13 protein-coding genes are annotated in these 17,634 nt (G+C 47.3%); 1 reads left to right on the top strand and 12 read right to left on the bottom strand.

Annotated elements, in window-relative coordinates:
• Nucleotides 1-355: 355 nt before the first annotated feature.
• Nucleotides 356-778, top strand: coding sequence for a nuclear transport factor 2 family protein (locus D3H65_RS24030; protein WP_119052748.1), 423 nt, complete (start codon nt 356-358; stop codon nt 776-778).
• Between the two features lie 161 nt (nt 779-939).
• Here the strand turns inward: D3H65_RS24030 and D3H65_RS24020 are convergent, their stop codons facing one another.
• Genes D3H65_RS24020 through D3H65_RS23965 form a run of 12 tightly spaced genes read right to left on the bottom strand, consistent with a single transcriptional unit; the run spans nt 940 to nt 17,421 of the window.
• Nucleotides 940-1,869: a glycerophosphodiester phosphodiesterase family protein gene (locus D3H65_RS24020; RefSeq protein ID WP_119052747.1), complete on the bottom strand. Its 930-nt coding sequence runs from the start codon at nt 1,867-1,869 to the stop codon at nt 940-942.
• On the bottom strand, nt 1,870-2,469 hold the full coding sequence (locus D3H65_RS24015; RefSeq protein WP_119052746.1) for a histidine phosphatase family protein: 600 nt from the start codon (nt 2,467-2,469) through the stop codon (nt 1,870-1,872). It lies immediately after the preceding gene.
• A 2-nt stretch (nt 2,470-2,471) separates the two neighbouring features.
• Nucleotides 2,472-3,914, bottom strand: a complete 1,443-nt coding sequence (locus D3H65_RS24010; RefSeq protein WP_119052745.1) for an FGGY-family carbohydrate kinase — start codon at nt 3,912-3,914, stop codon at nt 2,472-2,474.
• Between the two features lie 32 nt (nt 3,915-3,946).
• On the bottom strand, nt 3,947-5,401 hold the full coding sequence (locus D3H65_RS24005) for an FGGY-family carbohydrate kinase (protein WP_119052744.1): 1,455 nt from the start codon (nt 5,399-5,401) through the stop codon (nt 3,947-3,949).
• Nucleotides 5,402-5,411: 10 nt separating this feature from the next.
• Entirely contained in the window at nt 5,412-6,422 is a 1,011-nt protein-coding gene (locus tag D3H65_RS24000; protein WP_119052743.1) for a 2-hydroxyacid dehydrogenase, read from the bottom strand.
• 30 nt (nt 6,423-6,452) lie between these two features.
• Nucleotides 6,453-7,736, bottom strand: a complete 1,284-nt coding sequence (locus tag D3H65_RS23995) for an MFS transporter (protein ID WP_119052742.1) — start codon at nt 7,734-7,736, stop codon at nt 6,453-6,455.
• 26 nt (nt 7,737-7,762) lie between these two features.
• Nucleotides 7,763-8,872: a metallophosphoesterase family protein gene (locus D3H65_RS23990; RefSeq protein WP_119052741.1), complete on the bottom strand. Its 1,110-nt coding sequence runs from the start codon at nt 8,870-8,872 to the stop codon at nt 7,763-7,765.
• 11 nt (nt 8,873-8,883) lie between these two features.
• A complete protein-coding gene (locus tag D3H65_RS23985) occupies nt 8,884-9,801 on the bottom strand; it encodes an endonuclease/exonuclease/phosphatase family protein (protein WP_119052740.1) in 918 nt (305 codons plus the stop codon).
• A 14-nt stretch (nt 9,802-9,815) separates the two neighbouring features.
• Complete coding sequence (locus D3H65_RS23980; RefSeq protein WP_119052739.1) at nt 9,816-11,219, bottom strand: FAD-dependent oxidoreductase; 1,404 nt, start codon at nt 11,217-11,219, stop codon at nt 9,816-9,818.
• A gap of 11 nt (nt 11,220-11,230) precedes the next feature.
• Nucleotides 11,231-12,499 carry an MFS transporter gene (locus D3H65_RS23975; RefSeq protein ID WP_119052738.1) on the bottom strand — a complete coding sequence of 423 codons (1,269 nt, stop codon included), beginning with the start codon at nt 12,497-12,499 and terminating at the stop codon, nt 11,231-11,233.
• 55 nt (nt 12,500-12,554) lie between these two features.
• A complete protein-coding gene (locus D3H65_RS23970) occupies nt 12,555-14,321 on the bottom strand; it encodes a RagB/SusD family nutrient uptake outer membrane protein (protein ID WP_119052737.1) in 1,767 nt (588 codons plus the stop codon).
• A 4-nt stretch (nt 14,322-14,325) separates the two neighbouring features.
• Nucleotides 14,326-17,421: a SusC/RagA family TonB-linked outer membrane protein gene (locus D3H65_RS23965; protein ID WP_119052736.1), complete on the bottom strand. Its 3,096-nt coding sequence runs from the start codon at nt 17,419-17,421 to the stop codon at nt 14,326-14,328.
• Nucleotides 17,422-17,634 lie beyond the last annotated feature (213 nt).

Genomic DNA, 17,634 nt, shown 5'->3' with positions numbered 1-17,634 from the left:
GCTTGGGAAAGCAGGAAGAGCGAACCTGCCCACCCTCTCCCGCCGGCAGAGACCGATACAGGAAATGAAATGTCGAGGTTCAATATTTCAGCAGGCGCGAAAAGGGTTGGTTTTGATCTCAGGTTGAGTTTTGATCCTCAGTATAAAAGTTGTCCACGGGTTTTAGACCTGATACCCAGGGACTTCAACTGATCTGCACCAAAGCATTAACCCCGGTACTGTGCGACGGCCACCTGGTCCGGATTTATAAAACCGTACGCCTGAATCCGCTTTACAGGACCTTCGGCTTTGAAGTAAAACTGATTTTTGAGAGCGAACATTCATGCATCATTCTGCTCATCAAAAACACTTTACAATGAAAAAATTGATCCTGTTAGCCGGTTTATCTGTCAGCCTTATTGCTGCATTTTCTCAGGATACTATCACCGAAAGACCATTGATAGAAAATATGATCCAGCTCTATTTCGATGGCTGGGCAACGGGAGACACCGTGAAACTAGGTAAAGCCATGCATTCGTCCTGTCATTTAAAGAACTACCGGGATGGGAAATTCATCGAATATTCCAGGAATCAGTATCTAAGTTTGTTTAAACCACACGAAAGACCCCAAAACCTCAGCACCCGTATTGTATCGATTGATATCACCAATAATATGGGTAGTGCAAAAGTGGAGATCAGCACGGAACGGGATCTGTTTACGGACTACTTCAACCTCATGAAGACCAATGAAGGCTGGGTGATTGCCGACAAGGTATCCACCCGCACATCCCGGCGTTAGTCCGACATATCTACCCCTTGGAATGTCCTTTTCTCCCCTCCTGGGATAAAACGCCATCCGCTAGTTTTACAAAAATAGACCATGCGGAAAATTATCGTAACCGAATTCATCACCCTCGATGGTGTTGTAGAGGCGCCTGGCGGCGATGAAACCCTTCATCCTCATGGGGGTTGGCAGTTTAAACACGACGCTACATCGGAAACGCCAGCAGCCTTTTTCATCGCGGCAGCTACTTCTACCGGATAATCAGACTCCAGGATATCCGCTCCCTGCACAAATATATCGCGATAGGAGGCAGCCCGCTCCTGTACAATGGGTAACTTATCATAAACAGGCGCTGCAGAGATCATACACATCACGGCACGGGCATGCAGCAGATCGAACATGATCTTATTGGCAGGCTTGTTTTCAGAGCCTATATAAGCAATCATGTTTTTCCAAGGCACGCCGGCGTCCTCATATTCCTTCAGGGCCTTTTCGGTCTTTACAAAAGCTGACATCATTAAGCGGGAATCGGCATCATAGTAAAACTTCGCCTGCTTTGCGTTGTGGACGGTAACCATTACGAAAGTGGCTGCATTATTCTTCTTTATGATGTTGGCTGTCATTGGCAGGGGAACATCCTTTTTATCCAGGTTCAGTACTGTTTTGCCCCTTGCCCAGTCAATGGCTTCCTGCAAGGTGGGTATGCGGTAAGGGGTTGGCTTACCATCTTTATCTTTCAACCTCAACTGCTTCACCTCTTCCCAGGTATAGTCGGCCAGCCTGCCTTTACCGGTGGTTGTTCTGTCTAAAGTGGAATCGTGCAACAACACGATCACACTATCTTTTGTGAGACGGGGATCTATTTCAAAAAAAGCAGCTGTATGTTTCAACACATACTCGAATGTTTCAATGGCATTTTCAGGATACCCTGCTATATAACTGCCCCGATGCCCACTAATGATCTGTTTACCATTACCTGTATAATGAAAGTAAGCCTGGAGGTCCGGAGTACTCTTTATTGGCAACGTATGCAACTGTGTGTATCCTGACGAAACAGCAAACAAGGTAGCCAACAAAGCCATGATTGTAGGCGTACTGATCTTCATTTAGCGGAGTTTTGAATTCAATAATTCAAGTGTCAGCGTTCCATGCTGATCCAGTGTAAAGCAGGTAATGGAGGAATTTTGCTGCACCAACTGGCGGTAATTTTTCAAAGGCATGCCCAGTTTATGGGCCATGTACAAGCGGTTAATACCATTATGGGCCACTACCATAATATTGCCCTCAGCATAGGTTTGTTGTAAGAAATGAAAAAAGCTATCCACCCTGGCTACAATTTCGGCCCCTGTTTCCCCGGTGCCACCTGCCCGATGTATCGCCGGATCATTCATCCAGTTGAGCCAGAGGGTCTCATTCTCAGCAACGAACTCTTCCCTAGTCTTCGCCTCCCAGCTACCGAAATCAGCTTCAATCAGTCGCTCATCTTTTACAGCCTCCTTTCCGGAAGCTATGCAAGCTGTAGTAAACGCGCGCTGCAAAGGAGAAGAATATACATTCACAAACTCTATTCCTTCCAGTTGCCGCTTCACTTCCTGGGCCTGGCGGACACCTTTTTCCGTAAGGGGAATATCGGTATGCCCGCAGTAGCGGTTATTATCGGCATTGTACGCAGTCTCACCATGTCGGAGTAAAAATATCTTCAGCATACTTAGTTCAATATTTTTCTTGCTTTCAATTCGTCAATGAAAAGTTTGTATTTCAGGTCATAGGCATTCACCAAAGGAGGCGATGGTTGCACTGTCAACTCCGGGCTCACCATGGCAGCAGCAGCGTCCTGCAAAGATGAATAAAAACTACGGGATGCAGCCAGTATGGCGGCGCCAGCGGCACCTGATACGTTTTTCATTTTGCACACCGACACATTGATAACAGCACTCCTGATGCGCAGCCAGGTATCGCTGTTACTGCCGCCGCCGGCAGAAAAGATGCGCTCTATTTTCTCACCAGACAAAGAAGCGATCCTTTCGTAGGCATATCGTTCTATAAAGGCCACGCCTTCCATACAGGCGGTAAACTTTTCCACGAGATCGCCTTCGGGCCAAAATCCCACGGCCTGGGGTGCTTTGAAAGGAAAGCGCTCACCTTGTTGAATCAGGGGCCATGCCAGTGAAGCAGCCGGCAATTTTGTGGCAGCCTGCTCACTTAACTGCTGCAGATCCTGCCCTGCAAATAGTTTACTCACCCAATCTGCGCCGGTATTACTGGCGCCACCCGGCATCCAGTAACCCGTAGGGTGACGATGGTTATAAATAACTCCTGACGGATCTGCCACGGCCTGTCCGGTCACCCCCTTTATCACTAGGGTAGTGCCGATGGTTGTATTCCACTGACCCGGACTTACGGCGCCTGAGGCCACCTGTGAGGCGCAGCCATCGGTCATTCCTGTTGTTACTATTATCCCCTCGGGAAGTCCCCATTGCGTTGTCAGATCAGTCTTTATGGTACCCAGCGGAACACCGGAGGGTCTTACTTCCTGTAACCATTCCTTACGAATGCCGATCTGCTTCACGATGTATTCCTGCCATTTATACTGGTGAATATCGTATCCCGATTTCATGGCATTGGTATAATCGGTGACGCCATATTCACCACACAATCTTCCGGTGATAAAATCTGCGGCATGAATGAATTTGTACAGCTGGGCTGCACGGTCTGGATACTGATCCAGGAACCAACGCATCTTAGGCAATCCGCTGGATGCATTAAAAGCGGTATATCCTTCCTTTATTTCTTTGAGCGCTATTGCTGCACAAAAAGCCGCTTGTTTTCCAGATCGCGGATCGCTGTACATGATGGCAGGATGCAGCGGGTTAAAATTCCGGTCCAGGGGAATGATGGTACCCGAGGTAGAAGTAACGGCCACTGCTCTTATCTTATCCAACGGAATTTTGTCTTGTACTTCCTTTACCAATTCCGGGATAAGCCTGCAGCAACAATCCCACCATATATCCGGCGACTGCTCTTCGCGGGAACGCTCGTTCAATGGAAAGACTTCCTCCTTTGCCGCCAGTTGTTGGCCTACCTCATCCAATAATACAACCCTTGCCCCCTGTGTACCAATATCAATGCCGATAAAATAAGCTTCACTCATTGGTTAGTATTCTAATGTAATAGCAACGCGGTTTAACTTACAGCCCTAAACTGTTCTCTTGTTGCCTTCCATTGTTCATAAAATGTCTTATACATTGCTGCGTCCTGATCCGTGGCTATGGAACTTTCCAGCACGGCTTCTTCTCTTTGAACAGCTACCCCCAGGGCCTCGTTGCAAAGAATGGCAGCACCCACCACGGATGCCTGCTCAAAACCATTCCTTACCCGTACTTCATTGCCCGTAACAGCGGCAATCAGCTTACGCAAGGCGCTGCTCTGTAATCCGCCACCACAGGCCCAGATATAACCGGCGTCGTGACCCGATACTTCGGCCAGCACTTTATAGTTCTCCGCAATAGAAAAGGCAATATCCATGAGGGTAGCCCACACAAAACTGCTGCGGGTAAGCTCATGAGACACAGGCACAGGAAAAATAAAACCACCGCGTATCACAGGCTTGGTTTCGCCGGCAATCAATGATCCCAGGGAGGTCATACATTGTTTGTTGTTATTCTCCGCCAGCTCCCGCTCAATTACATCATAGCCTTCATTGGGGTAAAAGACTTCTTTGAGCCGTTGGTAATTCAAACCTGTAACGCCGGCATTGGCTTCAAATACAAACCGGTCTTTGGTAATATCCCGGCTTGTCCAGGTCCTTTCCAGCTGATCAGTAATATAGTCTCCTTCCAGTTTCACCACGGGCGTAGTGGTGCCGGATACGATCACCACATCTCCTATGGAAGGGCTGGTGCTTTTAATGGCCAGCTGGGTATCTCCACCGCCTGTAATAACCAGGGCAGCGGGGTTAAATCCCCATTGCTCTGCCATATCCTGCTTTACTGTTCCGGCAATACTGCCCGACTGAGAGAGGGGAGGCAATATTTTTTGTGAAATACCAAACAAGGCGCAAAGCTCCTCACTCCAGTTACCGGCAGCCACATCATACAGCAATGTTTCTGATGCCTGCGAATGTTCATACAAGGTTATACCACTCAATTCCCAGGCTGCCCAATCGCTGATGCTGAGAAAGCAGGCAAGCCCATTCCAGACATCTTGTCTCCTTTCCCGTATCCCTACCAGCTTATAGGCCGAAAATAGAGAAGTAGGGTATCGACCTGTTAATTGGTATATCCTGCTTTTATCGAGATACTTCTCCTCCCACTCGCGTCCGCGGTGATCAATATTGGGCAATCCGATAACGGCCTTGCCAGCCTGATCGATCAATACAATCCCCTCCCGCTGGCTGGTGGTGGTGGCAGCCTTTATGGTGACCGCACCTGCCTGCTTCAACGCTTCTCCGGTTAATTCCCTCAGCTGAGACCAGAGTTCATCGGGCTTGAAATAAATAGAATCAGGATACAGGTCATCCCGATAGTACCGGATATCAGCTCTTGCCACACCGAGTATTTTGCCCGATGGGCTTACAATAGCCGAACGCACATTGCCTGTACCAATATCGAGCACCAGGTATGCTTCCTGTTGTTTCATCCTTTAAATTTTATCGTTGAATGTACGATGATAATATTTCCTTATTGGCCAGGCGATCGGCACTATGGTTGCCATGTACGAACCATTCTGTGAGCACTTCATTGAGAATGCGCACATGATGATCTTCCACTTCGTGGGTGGCCCCTGCTATATGGGGTGTTGGCAATACATTGGGCAGGTCAATTATTTTATAATCCAACTCATCCGGGGGTTCGTTGTCAAACACGTCGAGGATGGCTCCTTTGATCTTATTTCCTGACAGGGCGCTGTACATATCATTTCTATTGACCACTACTGCCCTGGCGGTGTTGACAAAAATGGCATCTGGTTTCATCAATTCAAACAAACGGCTATTGATCATTCCCTTTGTATCTGCTGTTACGGGCAAATGCACGGATACAATATCGCAGGTAGAAAAAAGTTCTTCCAGGCTCAACTGCTGGTAAGCAGGAAAAGCAGCTGCATTTACATAGGGATCATAATAAGCAATGGCACAGGGATAATTTTCTACCAGCTTGGCTATCAGTTGCCCTATAGCACCAAAGCCTACTATACCAATTTTCTTACCGGCCAGTTCGTTGCCTTTAAATTCCAGGTAAGAAGTATGGGCGTCTGCATTCCAGTTGCGCCCACGCAGCCAACTGATGGCAGGCAAGGTCTTGCGCAAAAAGGTGATCACATTGGCAATGAACATCTCTGCTACTGCCTGTGCGTTGCGGGCCGGTGTATAAAAAACCGGAATGCCATGACGGGAAGCTGTGGCCAAAGATACATTGGAAGGGGTGCCCCTGCATACACCTATAAATTGCAGGTGCGCATTGGCAGTGATCACCTTCTCTGTTACATGGTCATGCTCTGTGATGAGTGCCTCTGCTTCGGTTTCATACAACAGGGCCATTAACTCATCTTCGTTATAAGCGCGGCCATTGGGTTTCCACGGGCGATATATTACTTCTCCCAGATCTTGTTTTACATCAAACAAACCTTTTTCATGATAAGGCGCAGTTATTAATACTCTCATATTCCTCATTAATTATTAACAAATCTTTCTTTAGTTTCCTGCCGATAATACCGGTGATTCAGCAACGGTCGTCTTTGCTGAATGACCGGTAGCCGGCGAAGGCAAAGTGATAAAGCGGGTGAGTATGGCACTGGTAAAATATAAACCAGCCAATATCCATACGACTCCCTCCGCGCCAACACTGCCTATGAATAAGCCTACTATAGCAGGGCCTGCAAATACCGCCAGGCCTGCACCCAGGTTGAGAATGGCCATTGCGGCGCCTTTGTCTTTTTTTACCAATGAAGGGACCAATGCCGACAAGGGCACATAACCAGCCAGGCAAGCACCCCAGGCAATACCAGCGAGCATCACCAGCCAATAACTACCACCACTGTATTGGGGCATGTAGTAGAGTAGTAAAGTAGTGAGGCCACAACCTACTCCGCCAAACCAGGTAATGGTCTGGCGCCAGCCAAGCCGGTCGCCAACAAAACCAAAGATCAGGTTGAAGGCTATATTGCTGGTAAAGATGGTGCCCCATATGTATAACCATTCGGTGGTGTTGAATCCATGCCCGGCCATATAGGTAGGCAGGAACACCGGGAATGCAAACTGTGCGGTAGTATTGATCACCCTCACTATTCCTCCTATAGCTACCTTGGGTTCGGTACGAACAATGGTGAGGCCCTTTATTAATTCCTTCCACTTGTTTTTCTGTGCCTGTTCATTGATCCGGAAAGGTGCTTTATTGAGCACCAGGGCAAACAGGGCCCCCAGCAACACCCAAAAGACGGCACTCCACAAAGCAGGTATATGCCCCAACTCACGAATGGCCCAACTGGAATAAAAGGCGCCTAGTACATTCAGTCCTCCGGTAAACACAAACCAAAACCATCCCACGGCTCGTCCAAGCGCACCAGCGGGAGTAACATATGATACCCATACCAGGAACGAATAAGCAAACAAGGGATAGCCAAAACCCCGCAAGGCATACGTGATCAACATGGTTGGAAAGTCAAGGACATCCAGGCCAATACCTATAAAACCAGCTGTACCTGCCAGGTAGATCAGTAAACCGATCAGCATGGTTTTCTTAGGCGTAAGTGACTCTGCCAGCACGCCGGAAAACCAGGAGGCGATAGCAATCGTTACTCCGTAAGCTGTAAACAGGGTGGCATTTTGCTGTATGCTCATGCCCCGTTCTATCAGGTAAGGGCTTAGCCAGCCCTGCTCCATACCATCTCCCATCATAAAGAGTAGTATGCCGAGATAACCGGATAAGAGGGATGGCGGAATTCCCATTTTGTTAGCGATGGTATCGTTTTGTTTCATATGTAGCAATCGTTGTTGACTATGGTCTAATCGAACTTAAGAGTGTACTCGTTCCTGGCATCCTTTTTCCAGGCAAACTGCCGTGTTGTAGGGGATACGCCGAATAAAGGAGAAAATGTTTTCACTTTCACGGTCTTCCCATCGGGCGAAAACTCCAGTATACGCAGCCAGCCATCGCCGCCATTGCCATCGCGGTGTCCACCGCCCATTGACTGTGCATCGAATAATATCTGGTGTACTGTTTTACCTGCGGCATTCCTATCTTTTCTATACCCTTCGCCTGAAATATGGCCACACAGTACCATTTCAATATTGGAAGAAGGCTGCACCGTTTTTTCCCATATCTGCTGACCATTGTTGGCATCTGGAAGTTTGATACGGGGCGACTTCTGGATCATATTGTCTATATTATAAGGCTCCCAGTAGATCCAGTCTATGGCACCAGTGGTGCGCGCATCTTTTGCATTTAAGAATTCATGGGTGGACAAGATCACGCGGTGGTTCTTGTATTGCGGGAGAGCCGCTACGTTCTTTGCCCATGCCAGCACGGTGTCTCTTGGCCCGTCCTCTACGGTCATAAAGAGGTAGTCCTTTCCGTTCAAACCCTTTATCTCATAAGCTGAGTTTTCCAGCGTGGGTTGTCCCTGAATATTCCTGGTATTCTGTACAAGGAACTTCTGGTTCAAATGATTTCTTTCGGTGGTAAAGAACTGGCTGTATTGGGATGTGCGGTTGCCCTGTCTGTCGATGCTGTAATCGTGATTACCGGTTGCAGCGATATAGGGCACTTTCCCGTCCAGCTTACTGAAGGCTTTTGAAACATAATCCCACTGGCTTTTGGAGGTTTGATCGCCATCGTAATCGTTGGTGATCTTTCCATCATTTTCTACAAGATCTCCCATGCCCATTACCATCTTAATATTGAGGGTATCAATATTATCTACTATCCAGGCCATCATCAGGTCTACCAATGGCTGATTCCTTCCCCATTTCACATAATTCTGCAGATCGGGCACCATCACCAATGTCCAGGAACCTTTCTGTTCCAGCGCAGGTTTCTGGTATTTCTCCTGAGAAAATGAAATAGAAGTTGCCAACAAAAACAGGCCTATGCAACCAAGAATTCTCTTTTTCATTATTAATGCTTTTAGTCGATAATAAGATCTGCCTGTAAAAAGAAATGATCACTGGGGTATTTTCCGTTGACGGCATCTTTGACAATAGCTGCATCTGCCGGTTTTATTTTCCCCCTGTACCAGATATAATCGATCCTTCCTTTGGCATTAGCTTTGTCATAATTGACTCCCTGGAATTCATGGCCGGTATGACCTGCTTCTTTTTCTCCGTGGATGGTTTCATAGCTTTCTTTCCAGCCGCCATTACGCACTGATTCGAATACCTTACTATCGAACCTGCTATTGAAATCTCCCGTGAGAATCTGTATATAATCGGGTTGATACTGGGCACTCTCTACCACCACCATTTTAGCCTGTTGGATCTTTGCTTCGGCGGAAATATGATCTAGGTGGAGGTTCACAATCCTCAGCTCTTTACCGGTCTTTTTTTCTTTGAGGCGAACCCAGTTAGCGTGCCTTGCCCTCGCTGTATCCCAGGATTTGCTTCCTGCTACCAGGGGCATCTCTGAAAGCCAGTAGGTACCACCGGTAAGCAGCTCATACCGGTCTTTGGAAAAAAGGATGGGGTTCTTGGCGATGCCATAATAACCTGTGGTGTGCTCATCCATCTCCGGGCCGTCAAAGCCGAATAGCTGATAGGAAGAGAAATATTTCCTGAGGTCATCGGCCTGCACTTTCAAGACTTCCTGGAAACCGACGATATCCGGTTTTCTATCTTTAATGATCCTGAGACAGATATCTTTTCTGGCAGACCAACCCAGGCCCTTTGCTTCATCTTCATCAAGGGCTACCCGGATATTACAGCTCAGGATACGATGGGAACCGGTCTTGCTGAATGCCATTTCTGTTTCGCTGCTGAAAGCAGGCAATACAGGTAGCAGTGCAGCTGCGCTAAGTCCTTTTAAGAATTTTCTCCTGTTGGCAGACATGGTATTCAGGTTGATTAAGAATTAATTGATGATGCCAGTTGTTCTTTTTCGATACGCAGGTAGGCGCCTTTTTCAAGAAGCTCCTGTTGAAGTTTCTTCACATCTATATCTGCAGGCTGTATGCCTTGCCTTACAGCCATCTTGGCTGCCCGGCCGGCAGCTTCACCCATGGCCATACAGGGAGCCATTACGCGGATAGCAGACATGGCTTCATGGGTAGTGGAAATACAACGGCCTGCTACGATCAGGTTCTTCACCTTTTGGGGGATCAATGATCGATAAGGGATATCGTAACAATCGCCGCACCATTCCAGGGTACAACCGCCTCCCTGGGGGTGATGGATATCCAGGGGATAACTGGCTACGGCTATCGAATCATCAAAATGCGCGCAAGTCATGATATCCTCGCGGGTCATGGTATAATGTCCCTGTATACGCCTGGTTTCCCTGATGCCGAGGAAAGGAGCTGTCTTTAAGAAATAAGCATTCTCAAATCCCGGCACATATTCGATGAGGTATTGCTGAATATCCAGTATCTGGTGCCTGCCTTCTATTTCACCATGGGTAAGGCTGCCGGGATCGGTGCCGTTTACGCCGTTTACCCGCGTCATGTTTACCCATACTTCACCCTTGCGCAAACCAGTGATGAGGATGGTACGTTCTGTTGCCAGTGTAAGGCCCGCATCCTGTGCTTTCTTGATCAGGTTGCGCATGCCTACCAATACAAATTGATTGTTTTGACCAAAGTATTCGGCAGGGATAAAATCGGTCAGGTAAGTTCTGGGCTCTTCCGCTACGCTGGTGCGCAATTTTTCGGTATCCACGCCTCCGAGACAAAACATAAGGGTAGGAGGCTGAACGCCGCCATCTTCATTCCCATATTCACAAGGCACGCCGGCGCGGTAAGCCACATCAGCATCACCGCTACAGTCGATAATGGTTTTGGCCAGTATTACTTCGCGGCCCGCTTTGCTTTCAATGATCACGCCTTTCAATTCATCTTTCTCCATTACAACGCCGGCACAAAAGGCATAGAACAATACGTCTACCTTACTCTCCACCAGCATTTGCAGGCCAACGGTTTTTACCGCCTCCGGCTCTACCAGGGTAAGGCTCATGTGCAAGGGGCAGGGCCGGTGTTCACTGGAAGCCTGTACTGCTTTTAACCGGTCGATCAATTTTTGTGGGAGGCCTTTTATGATCTGGTTTCCTTTTTGTCCAAGAAAACCGAGTATGGGCAGGCCGATGGTCATATTGCCGCCTACAAAACTGCGGCTCTCTACCAGCATAACATTTAATCCATCTTCAGCTGCCGCCAATGCAGCCATGATACCTGAAGGCCCTCCGCCAATCACCAGTACATCTGTTTCTTTTCTTACTACAATTTCCCTGGCTGGCTCTTTGAATGTTTTTAACATGCTATTTTTATTTACAGTTTACTATTTAACTCCATCGATGCCGGAACTGCTTTCGGTTTTTCCGGCCTAACCATGGTCCATAAGATCAAAACGGCCAATGGATGCAGAAATGCCATGGCAATAAATATTTTCTCCGCTCCCAGTGTGCCTATGAACTGGCCAACAAAGTAATTGAAGAGTACGGCGCCCATTGCGCCAAACCCACCTGCAATGCCTAACACGCTTGCCACATTTTTTACGGGGAAAGCTTCTGCCACCACCACACTGACGGTAAACAACCAACTGAGGCAGGCAATGGCCACAATGCTGAATACGGCCAATGTTGCCCACGCACCGGTCAAATAGGGTGTGAGGGCGCATAAAGGAGCAAGCATGGCAACACGGGTCAGCATCACTTTTCTTGCTTTTAATGGGGCATATCCTTTTCTTACCAGTTTATCGGACCATGCGGAAGTTGCTATGGCGCCCAGATCGGCAAATAGAAAAGGGATCCAACCAAACATACCTACCTGCGTCAGGGTAAACCCTGACTGTTCCTGCAAATAACCTGGCAACCAGAAAAGGCAGAAGTACCATACGGGATCGCTTACAAAGCGTATGAGCAATACGCCCCACAGGCTGCGGGTGCCCCATAACTGCTTCCATTGAAATGGCTGTGTTATTTCACCAGACGCTGAGGTAGTCGCTTCCTTCAGAATATGTGGCGGAGGATCTCTATAGACCCACTTCCACAATACAGCGATCAATATTCCAATAGCGCCCATCGTAATAAAGGCCACATGCCAGCTATAGGTAAGGGCCAGCCAGGCAATGGCCGGCGGTGCAATGATGGCCCCGATAGAACTGCCCGCTATACAAAGACTGTTTGCAGTAGCGCGCAGCTTACCGGGAAACCAGACTGCAATTACTTTTAGCTGCGCCGGAAAATTGGTAGGCTCGGCGGCTCCGAGCAATCCCCGGAAAAAACCAAACTGACCAATGGTTCTGGATAAGCCGCCACCAATGCAGGCCAGGGACCAGGTGATGATGCCATAGAACATCACCACGCGGGCCCCAAACCTGTCCACCATCCATCCGGTAACAGGATACATGATGGCATAACAGATGGTAAAAATATTCAGGATCACTGCATAGCCACTGTCATCGAGTGTAAACTCTGCTTTAAGTATGGGCTTTAATATTGACACGATCTGCCGGTCTACATAGTTGAATACTATGGCCAGAAAAATAATGGCAACAATAAACCAACGTCTCTTTTCAGGGCTAAGCAATGCTTTCATTCCATACAATTAATGATCTTAATTTAGAACCTTTCTTTTTTCGGCGTTCACTCTCCTAATATCCATCATTCTGCTTCAGTTGTTTGTTGGCATCCATTTCTGATTTAGGGATGGGCCAGTATTCATCCTTATTCACTTTGTAAACAACTTCCTGGGTAGTGAAATATTTAATTGCTTCTGTACGATTATAGATCGGGGTATAGCTGTCATCAAATCCGGTCAGTACTTCCTTAGTCCAGGCTTTGGCATCCCGGTTGAGGTATATATAACCATTCATGACTGTTTTGGCAATGTCCCAACGACGAAGATCGTACCAACGCAGGCCATCGTTGGCCAGTTCTACTTTACGTTCGTAGCGCAAAGCCTTCCGTAATTGTGCTTGTGTTAATCCGGCAGGCAGGTCAGGCATCAGTGCACGGCGGCGGATGCGATTAATAGCGTCATACACGGTGTTGTCCAATTCATTGGCTTCGATCTTCGCCTCTGCATAGATCAGTAATAGCTCGGCAAAACGGAAGATACCTACATCGAGATCGGATACGCCGCTTACAGAAGTAGAGTTAAAATCAGCCAGATCGATCACCTTGCGCCAGCCGTAACCACTGAAAGACCTGAAGGCATTGGTGGCATCGGCATTGGCTACGGAGGGGGCAGTAGTAGTGGTACTATTGATCACGGGCCAATAATTCTTTACGGTTGAAAAGCTGGTGGCTGGTTCAAACTGGTATCCTACATAACGCATGTGAGGACGTGCACAATACATATCCAATCTTGGATCGCGGTTCTCAAATGGTTTGGAAGCGTCGTACAGGGGAGATTCAGTAATGGGCAATCCGTCCTTAGCCTGGAAGGTGTTGATCAGGTCTTGCGTTGGACCCCAATAACAAACCCCTTTACCCAAACGTGATGCTGAATAGTATTGCTGATTATGGGTGTTTCCGGGAACATTCATATTGTACTCGGCCACCCAGATCCATTCTTTACTGGTTTTAAATCCGGCATGACCAAATATGTTGGAGAGGTCTGGTTCGGTAGCGGTATGATCTTTCCCAACAGAATTGACCGTGCTGTTGAAAGGTGTCAGATCGTGTTGCGTTTTAGCCAATGTAATGGCCGTGTTGGCAGCTGCTGCAGCGTCGGTATATTTTTTTGCATACAAGGCCACCCTTGCTTTAAGCATGTAGGCTGCTATGCGGGAAGCTCTTACATTTCCAAATTGTGCTTGTGAAAGTGGAAGATTATCAGCCGTGGCTGTTAATTCGTCCAGGAGGAATTGCTCGATCTCTGCCTTGGGTGTTCTTGGCACACTGGCATTGGCCAGGTCAACGGAATGCTTCAATAAAGGTACTGCCCCGTATAACTCGATGAGTTGTGAATAACAGTAAGCACGGATAAAACGCAATTCAGCATCCAGTTGTTTATAGGCTGCGTCTGTCATGGTGCTTTTCAGCTTCTCCAGGTTATCCAGCACGGTGTGACAGCGGGCGATGGTTTGGTAGTGTACCTGCCAGGGTTTATTGGTCAGTGCATTATCTGTTGTAATAGCGCTGGTGATCGGGGAGGTATAGTTAGTACCTGGCCTGGCAAAACCGATGTCAGTAATATTATCCATTACATGCCACATAGGAGTACTGGCCGCATCCAGTTTGCTTATGATCTGATAAGCGCCAAACAATCCCATTTCGGCTTCTTTGGCATTAGCCGGGAATGAGCCTGTGGACGGACCGTTGAGGGAGATAAGGTCCGGTTTGCATGAACTTAAAGCAAGGACTGCCCCGAATGTTATAGTGGCAATCTTATTTATATTATTAAGTCGTTTCATTTTTTTAGAATTTAATATCAATACCAAATGTGAAGACCTTAACCTGGGGATAGTAGTTGCCGCCGCCTAATGACACACCATCTGCTGCACCGGCATCGAAGTTGATCTCAGGATCATACCCCTCGTAAAATTTGGTTTGAGTAAACAGGTTTTGACCGTTTACATATATAAATGCTTTTTGTAAGCCAACTTTTTTCAGGAATGTGGCAGGCACTTCATATCCCAATTGGATATTCTTCAACCGGAGATACGACGCGCTTCTCATCCACAAGGTGGAGTTTTGCGTGTTGTTGGTGGAAGTAACGGATACACGTGGTAATGCGGCGTCCCTGTTATCCGGTGTCCAGTAATCCAATTGCCAGGGTTTGATAGCGCTAGAGTTGGCAGCCGGGATCACGTAATGGGCATTCAGGTAACCATCTACTTTGCCTACCCCTTGCAGAAAACCGCTCAGGCGAAAGCCCTTCCATCCAAGGTCGAGGTTGGCACCATAGGTATAGCGAGGGATGGTGTTGCCGATGATCACTTTATCAGCATCTGTAATTTTACCGTCGGGTATGGATTTACCGTTTGCGTCAACGGCGCCTGCAATATCCTTGTACCGTACATCACCGGGTTTTAATGTTCCGATCTGCACAGGTCCATTATTGATCTCTTCCTGTGTTTGGTAAAGGCCATCGGCTATATATCCGTAAATAGAGTTGATAGAATATCCTTCCTGTTGACGTAAGAGATCGCCGGAAGTTTGACCTTTCATGTCGATGATCTTGTTCTTTACATCAGACAAATTGAAGCCCACACCCAGCTGAAACTCGCCAAACTTGTCGTCGTACCTTGCAGAAACCTCCCAGCCTTTATTGGTTACTACTGCGGCATTTTGGTAAGGTGAAGCCAGTCCGGTGAGCTGTGAGGTATTCAATTTAAGCAGGATGCCATCCGTTTTCTTATCATAGTAATCGGCTGTTATGGATATCTTATTAAACAGGTTTGCATCCAAGCCAATGCCTTTCATTTCCGTTTCTTCCCAACGAAGATTAGGATTGGAAAGGGTGGTTTGTGTGATCATCTGGTATATATTTCCACCCATGGACACACTGCTCAATGACAAGGCTTCTGCGAAAGGATAGTAGGAATTGCCAATATTCTGGTTGCCTAATTTACCCCATGATCCCCTGATCTTAAGCATCTTTACCACATCGCTCATATTATCCCAGAAATCTTCTTTGGAAATAAGCCAGCCTGCAGAGAAAGAAGGGAATGCTGCCCAGCGGTTGTCGCCAGCAAAACGGGATGTACCATCATACCGCAAATTGGCTTCAAACAGGTACTTACCCTGGTAATCATAATTGAACCTTCCAAAACCGGAGATCAGGATCCACTGGTTCTGTGTGCCGTTATTATCTTTCGTAGCATTGTCTGCACCGGCGGTCAGTTGTTCATAATTATTATACACAAAATCCCTCCTGTAGCCAGATAAGAGTTTCTCATCATAGGTTTCCCTGGAGGTTCCGCCCATTAAACTGAAATTATGATCGCCGAAACTTTTTTGGGCAGTGGCCTGGAATTGATAGGTGCCATAGAAGTACCTGATCGCGGACTCTGTCAATTCAGTAAATGTGTTGCCCGCGCCGGCTTCTGATCCATCTTCATAATAAGTAGGTACACTTTTTCTGAATGTGTGAACGTTGCTGGTTAAGTAACGGGGAGCAAACAGGCCTGTGAGGGACAACCATTCTACAGGTTTGTAGTTGAGGCTAAGATTACCATAAAACTCGAGGTTATTGGCTTTACGGTTTCCGCCGTCCTGAATATAGCCAACAGGATTGATCTTTACCCAGCCGTCGGACCACTTATCACCATTGCGGATGGGAATATTGGTGGGCATTCTTCCCAGGTAATTCCAGATGGTTCCTTCATCAGCAATCTGACGCCTGTCTCTATTGGTCACGGCAATATCAGCCCTGATGTTGAACTTTTTACTGGGGGTTATATCGAGGTTATTGCGGAATATATAGCGCTTGAAATTAGTGTTCTTAATGATCCCCTCCTGGTCTGTAAAACTCAGGGAGGGAGTTACGCGAACAATACCGCTGTTGGCTGATAATGAAATAAAATGATTCTGCATTAAACCGCTGCCATCCAATATGGCGTCCTGCCAATCGTAGTTTTTGGGATTGGCCTCATATTTCTTTCTGAAATCTTCAATATTCTGGTCGCTGTAGATCTTGATACCATTATCATTCATGCTGGCGTCGTTAAACACACGCATGTAGGTTAATCCGTCTGTTACTTTGGGAATGGCTGTGGCTGTTTGTTTGCCAACAAATCCCTTATAGTTGACAGACAATTTGTCCTTGGCTCTTTTGGTGGTGATCAATATAACTCCGTTTGCAGCCCGGGAACCGTAAATAGCGGAAGAAGCAGCATCTTTTAATACAGAGATGGATTCTATAAGATTGACATCCACATCGTCCATTGACCCAGCCACCCCATCGATGATCACCAATGGATTACTGCTGGACCCTCCAAAGGAGTTGATACCCCTGATGCGGATCTGCCCGCCATCTCCGCCGGGAGAACCGGTTTGAGAGGTAACGGTTACACCGGGAGCAAGGCCCTGCAGGGCATTAGAGGTGGAAGTGTTGGGGCGTCTCTCGATCTGGCTGCTACCGATCACAGAAACGGAGCCTGTGAGGTTGCCCTTCTTCTGTGTACCATAGCCAACCACTACTACTTCATTTAAACCCGCTACATCTTTTTGAAGTGTAACATTGATAACGGTGGAGCTGCCGATGGCCATTTCTTTCCCTGCATAGCCTACCATCGAGAAAACCAATACACCTGGGGTATTGGGTACATCGAGCGCAAAATTACCTTCTGCGTTGCTGGCGGTGCCAGAACCGGCAGATTTAACGCTGACGCTTACGCCTTCCAGGGGTTTGTTTTGTTCGTCAGTAATTTTTCCGGTAACCCTTTTTGTCTGCGCTACGGCAGGCACAGAGAAGATCAGGAGCCATAACAGGCTGAGTAGCCAGCTGCCGGTTAGTTTCCGGGAGTTGCTTTGCTGCCTTACGGAGGCAAAGCGGGGATTTTTTTTCATAACAGCTTAGTGTTTTTAGAATACATACTAATTTTTCCAAAGCCATCAACTCCTTTAATTTTGTTTCATTTTGTTAAAAAGAATTAATGTTTTGCAAAAGAATGATCCCTAATTAAACAAAACATTACCCGTTTGTAAACAAATTATTATGAATTAAAGGCTTTGGAAAGAGCAATCGTTAACCAAATTAACCTATAAAAGCCGATCTTTGCT

The sequence above is a fragment of the Paraflavitalea soli genome (genome assembly GCF_003555545.1).
In the GTDB taxonomy this organism is placed as follows: Bacteria; Bacteroidota; Bacteroidia; order Chitinophagales; family Chitinophagaceae; genus Paraflavitalea; species Paraflavitalea soli.
Note: the sequence above shows the minus strand (reverse complement) of the source record. Positions and strands in the feature narration are given on the sequence as shown.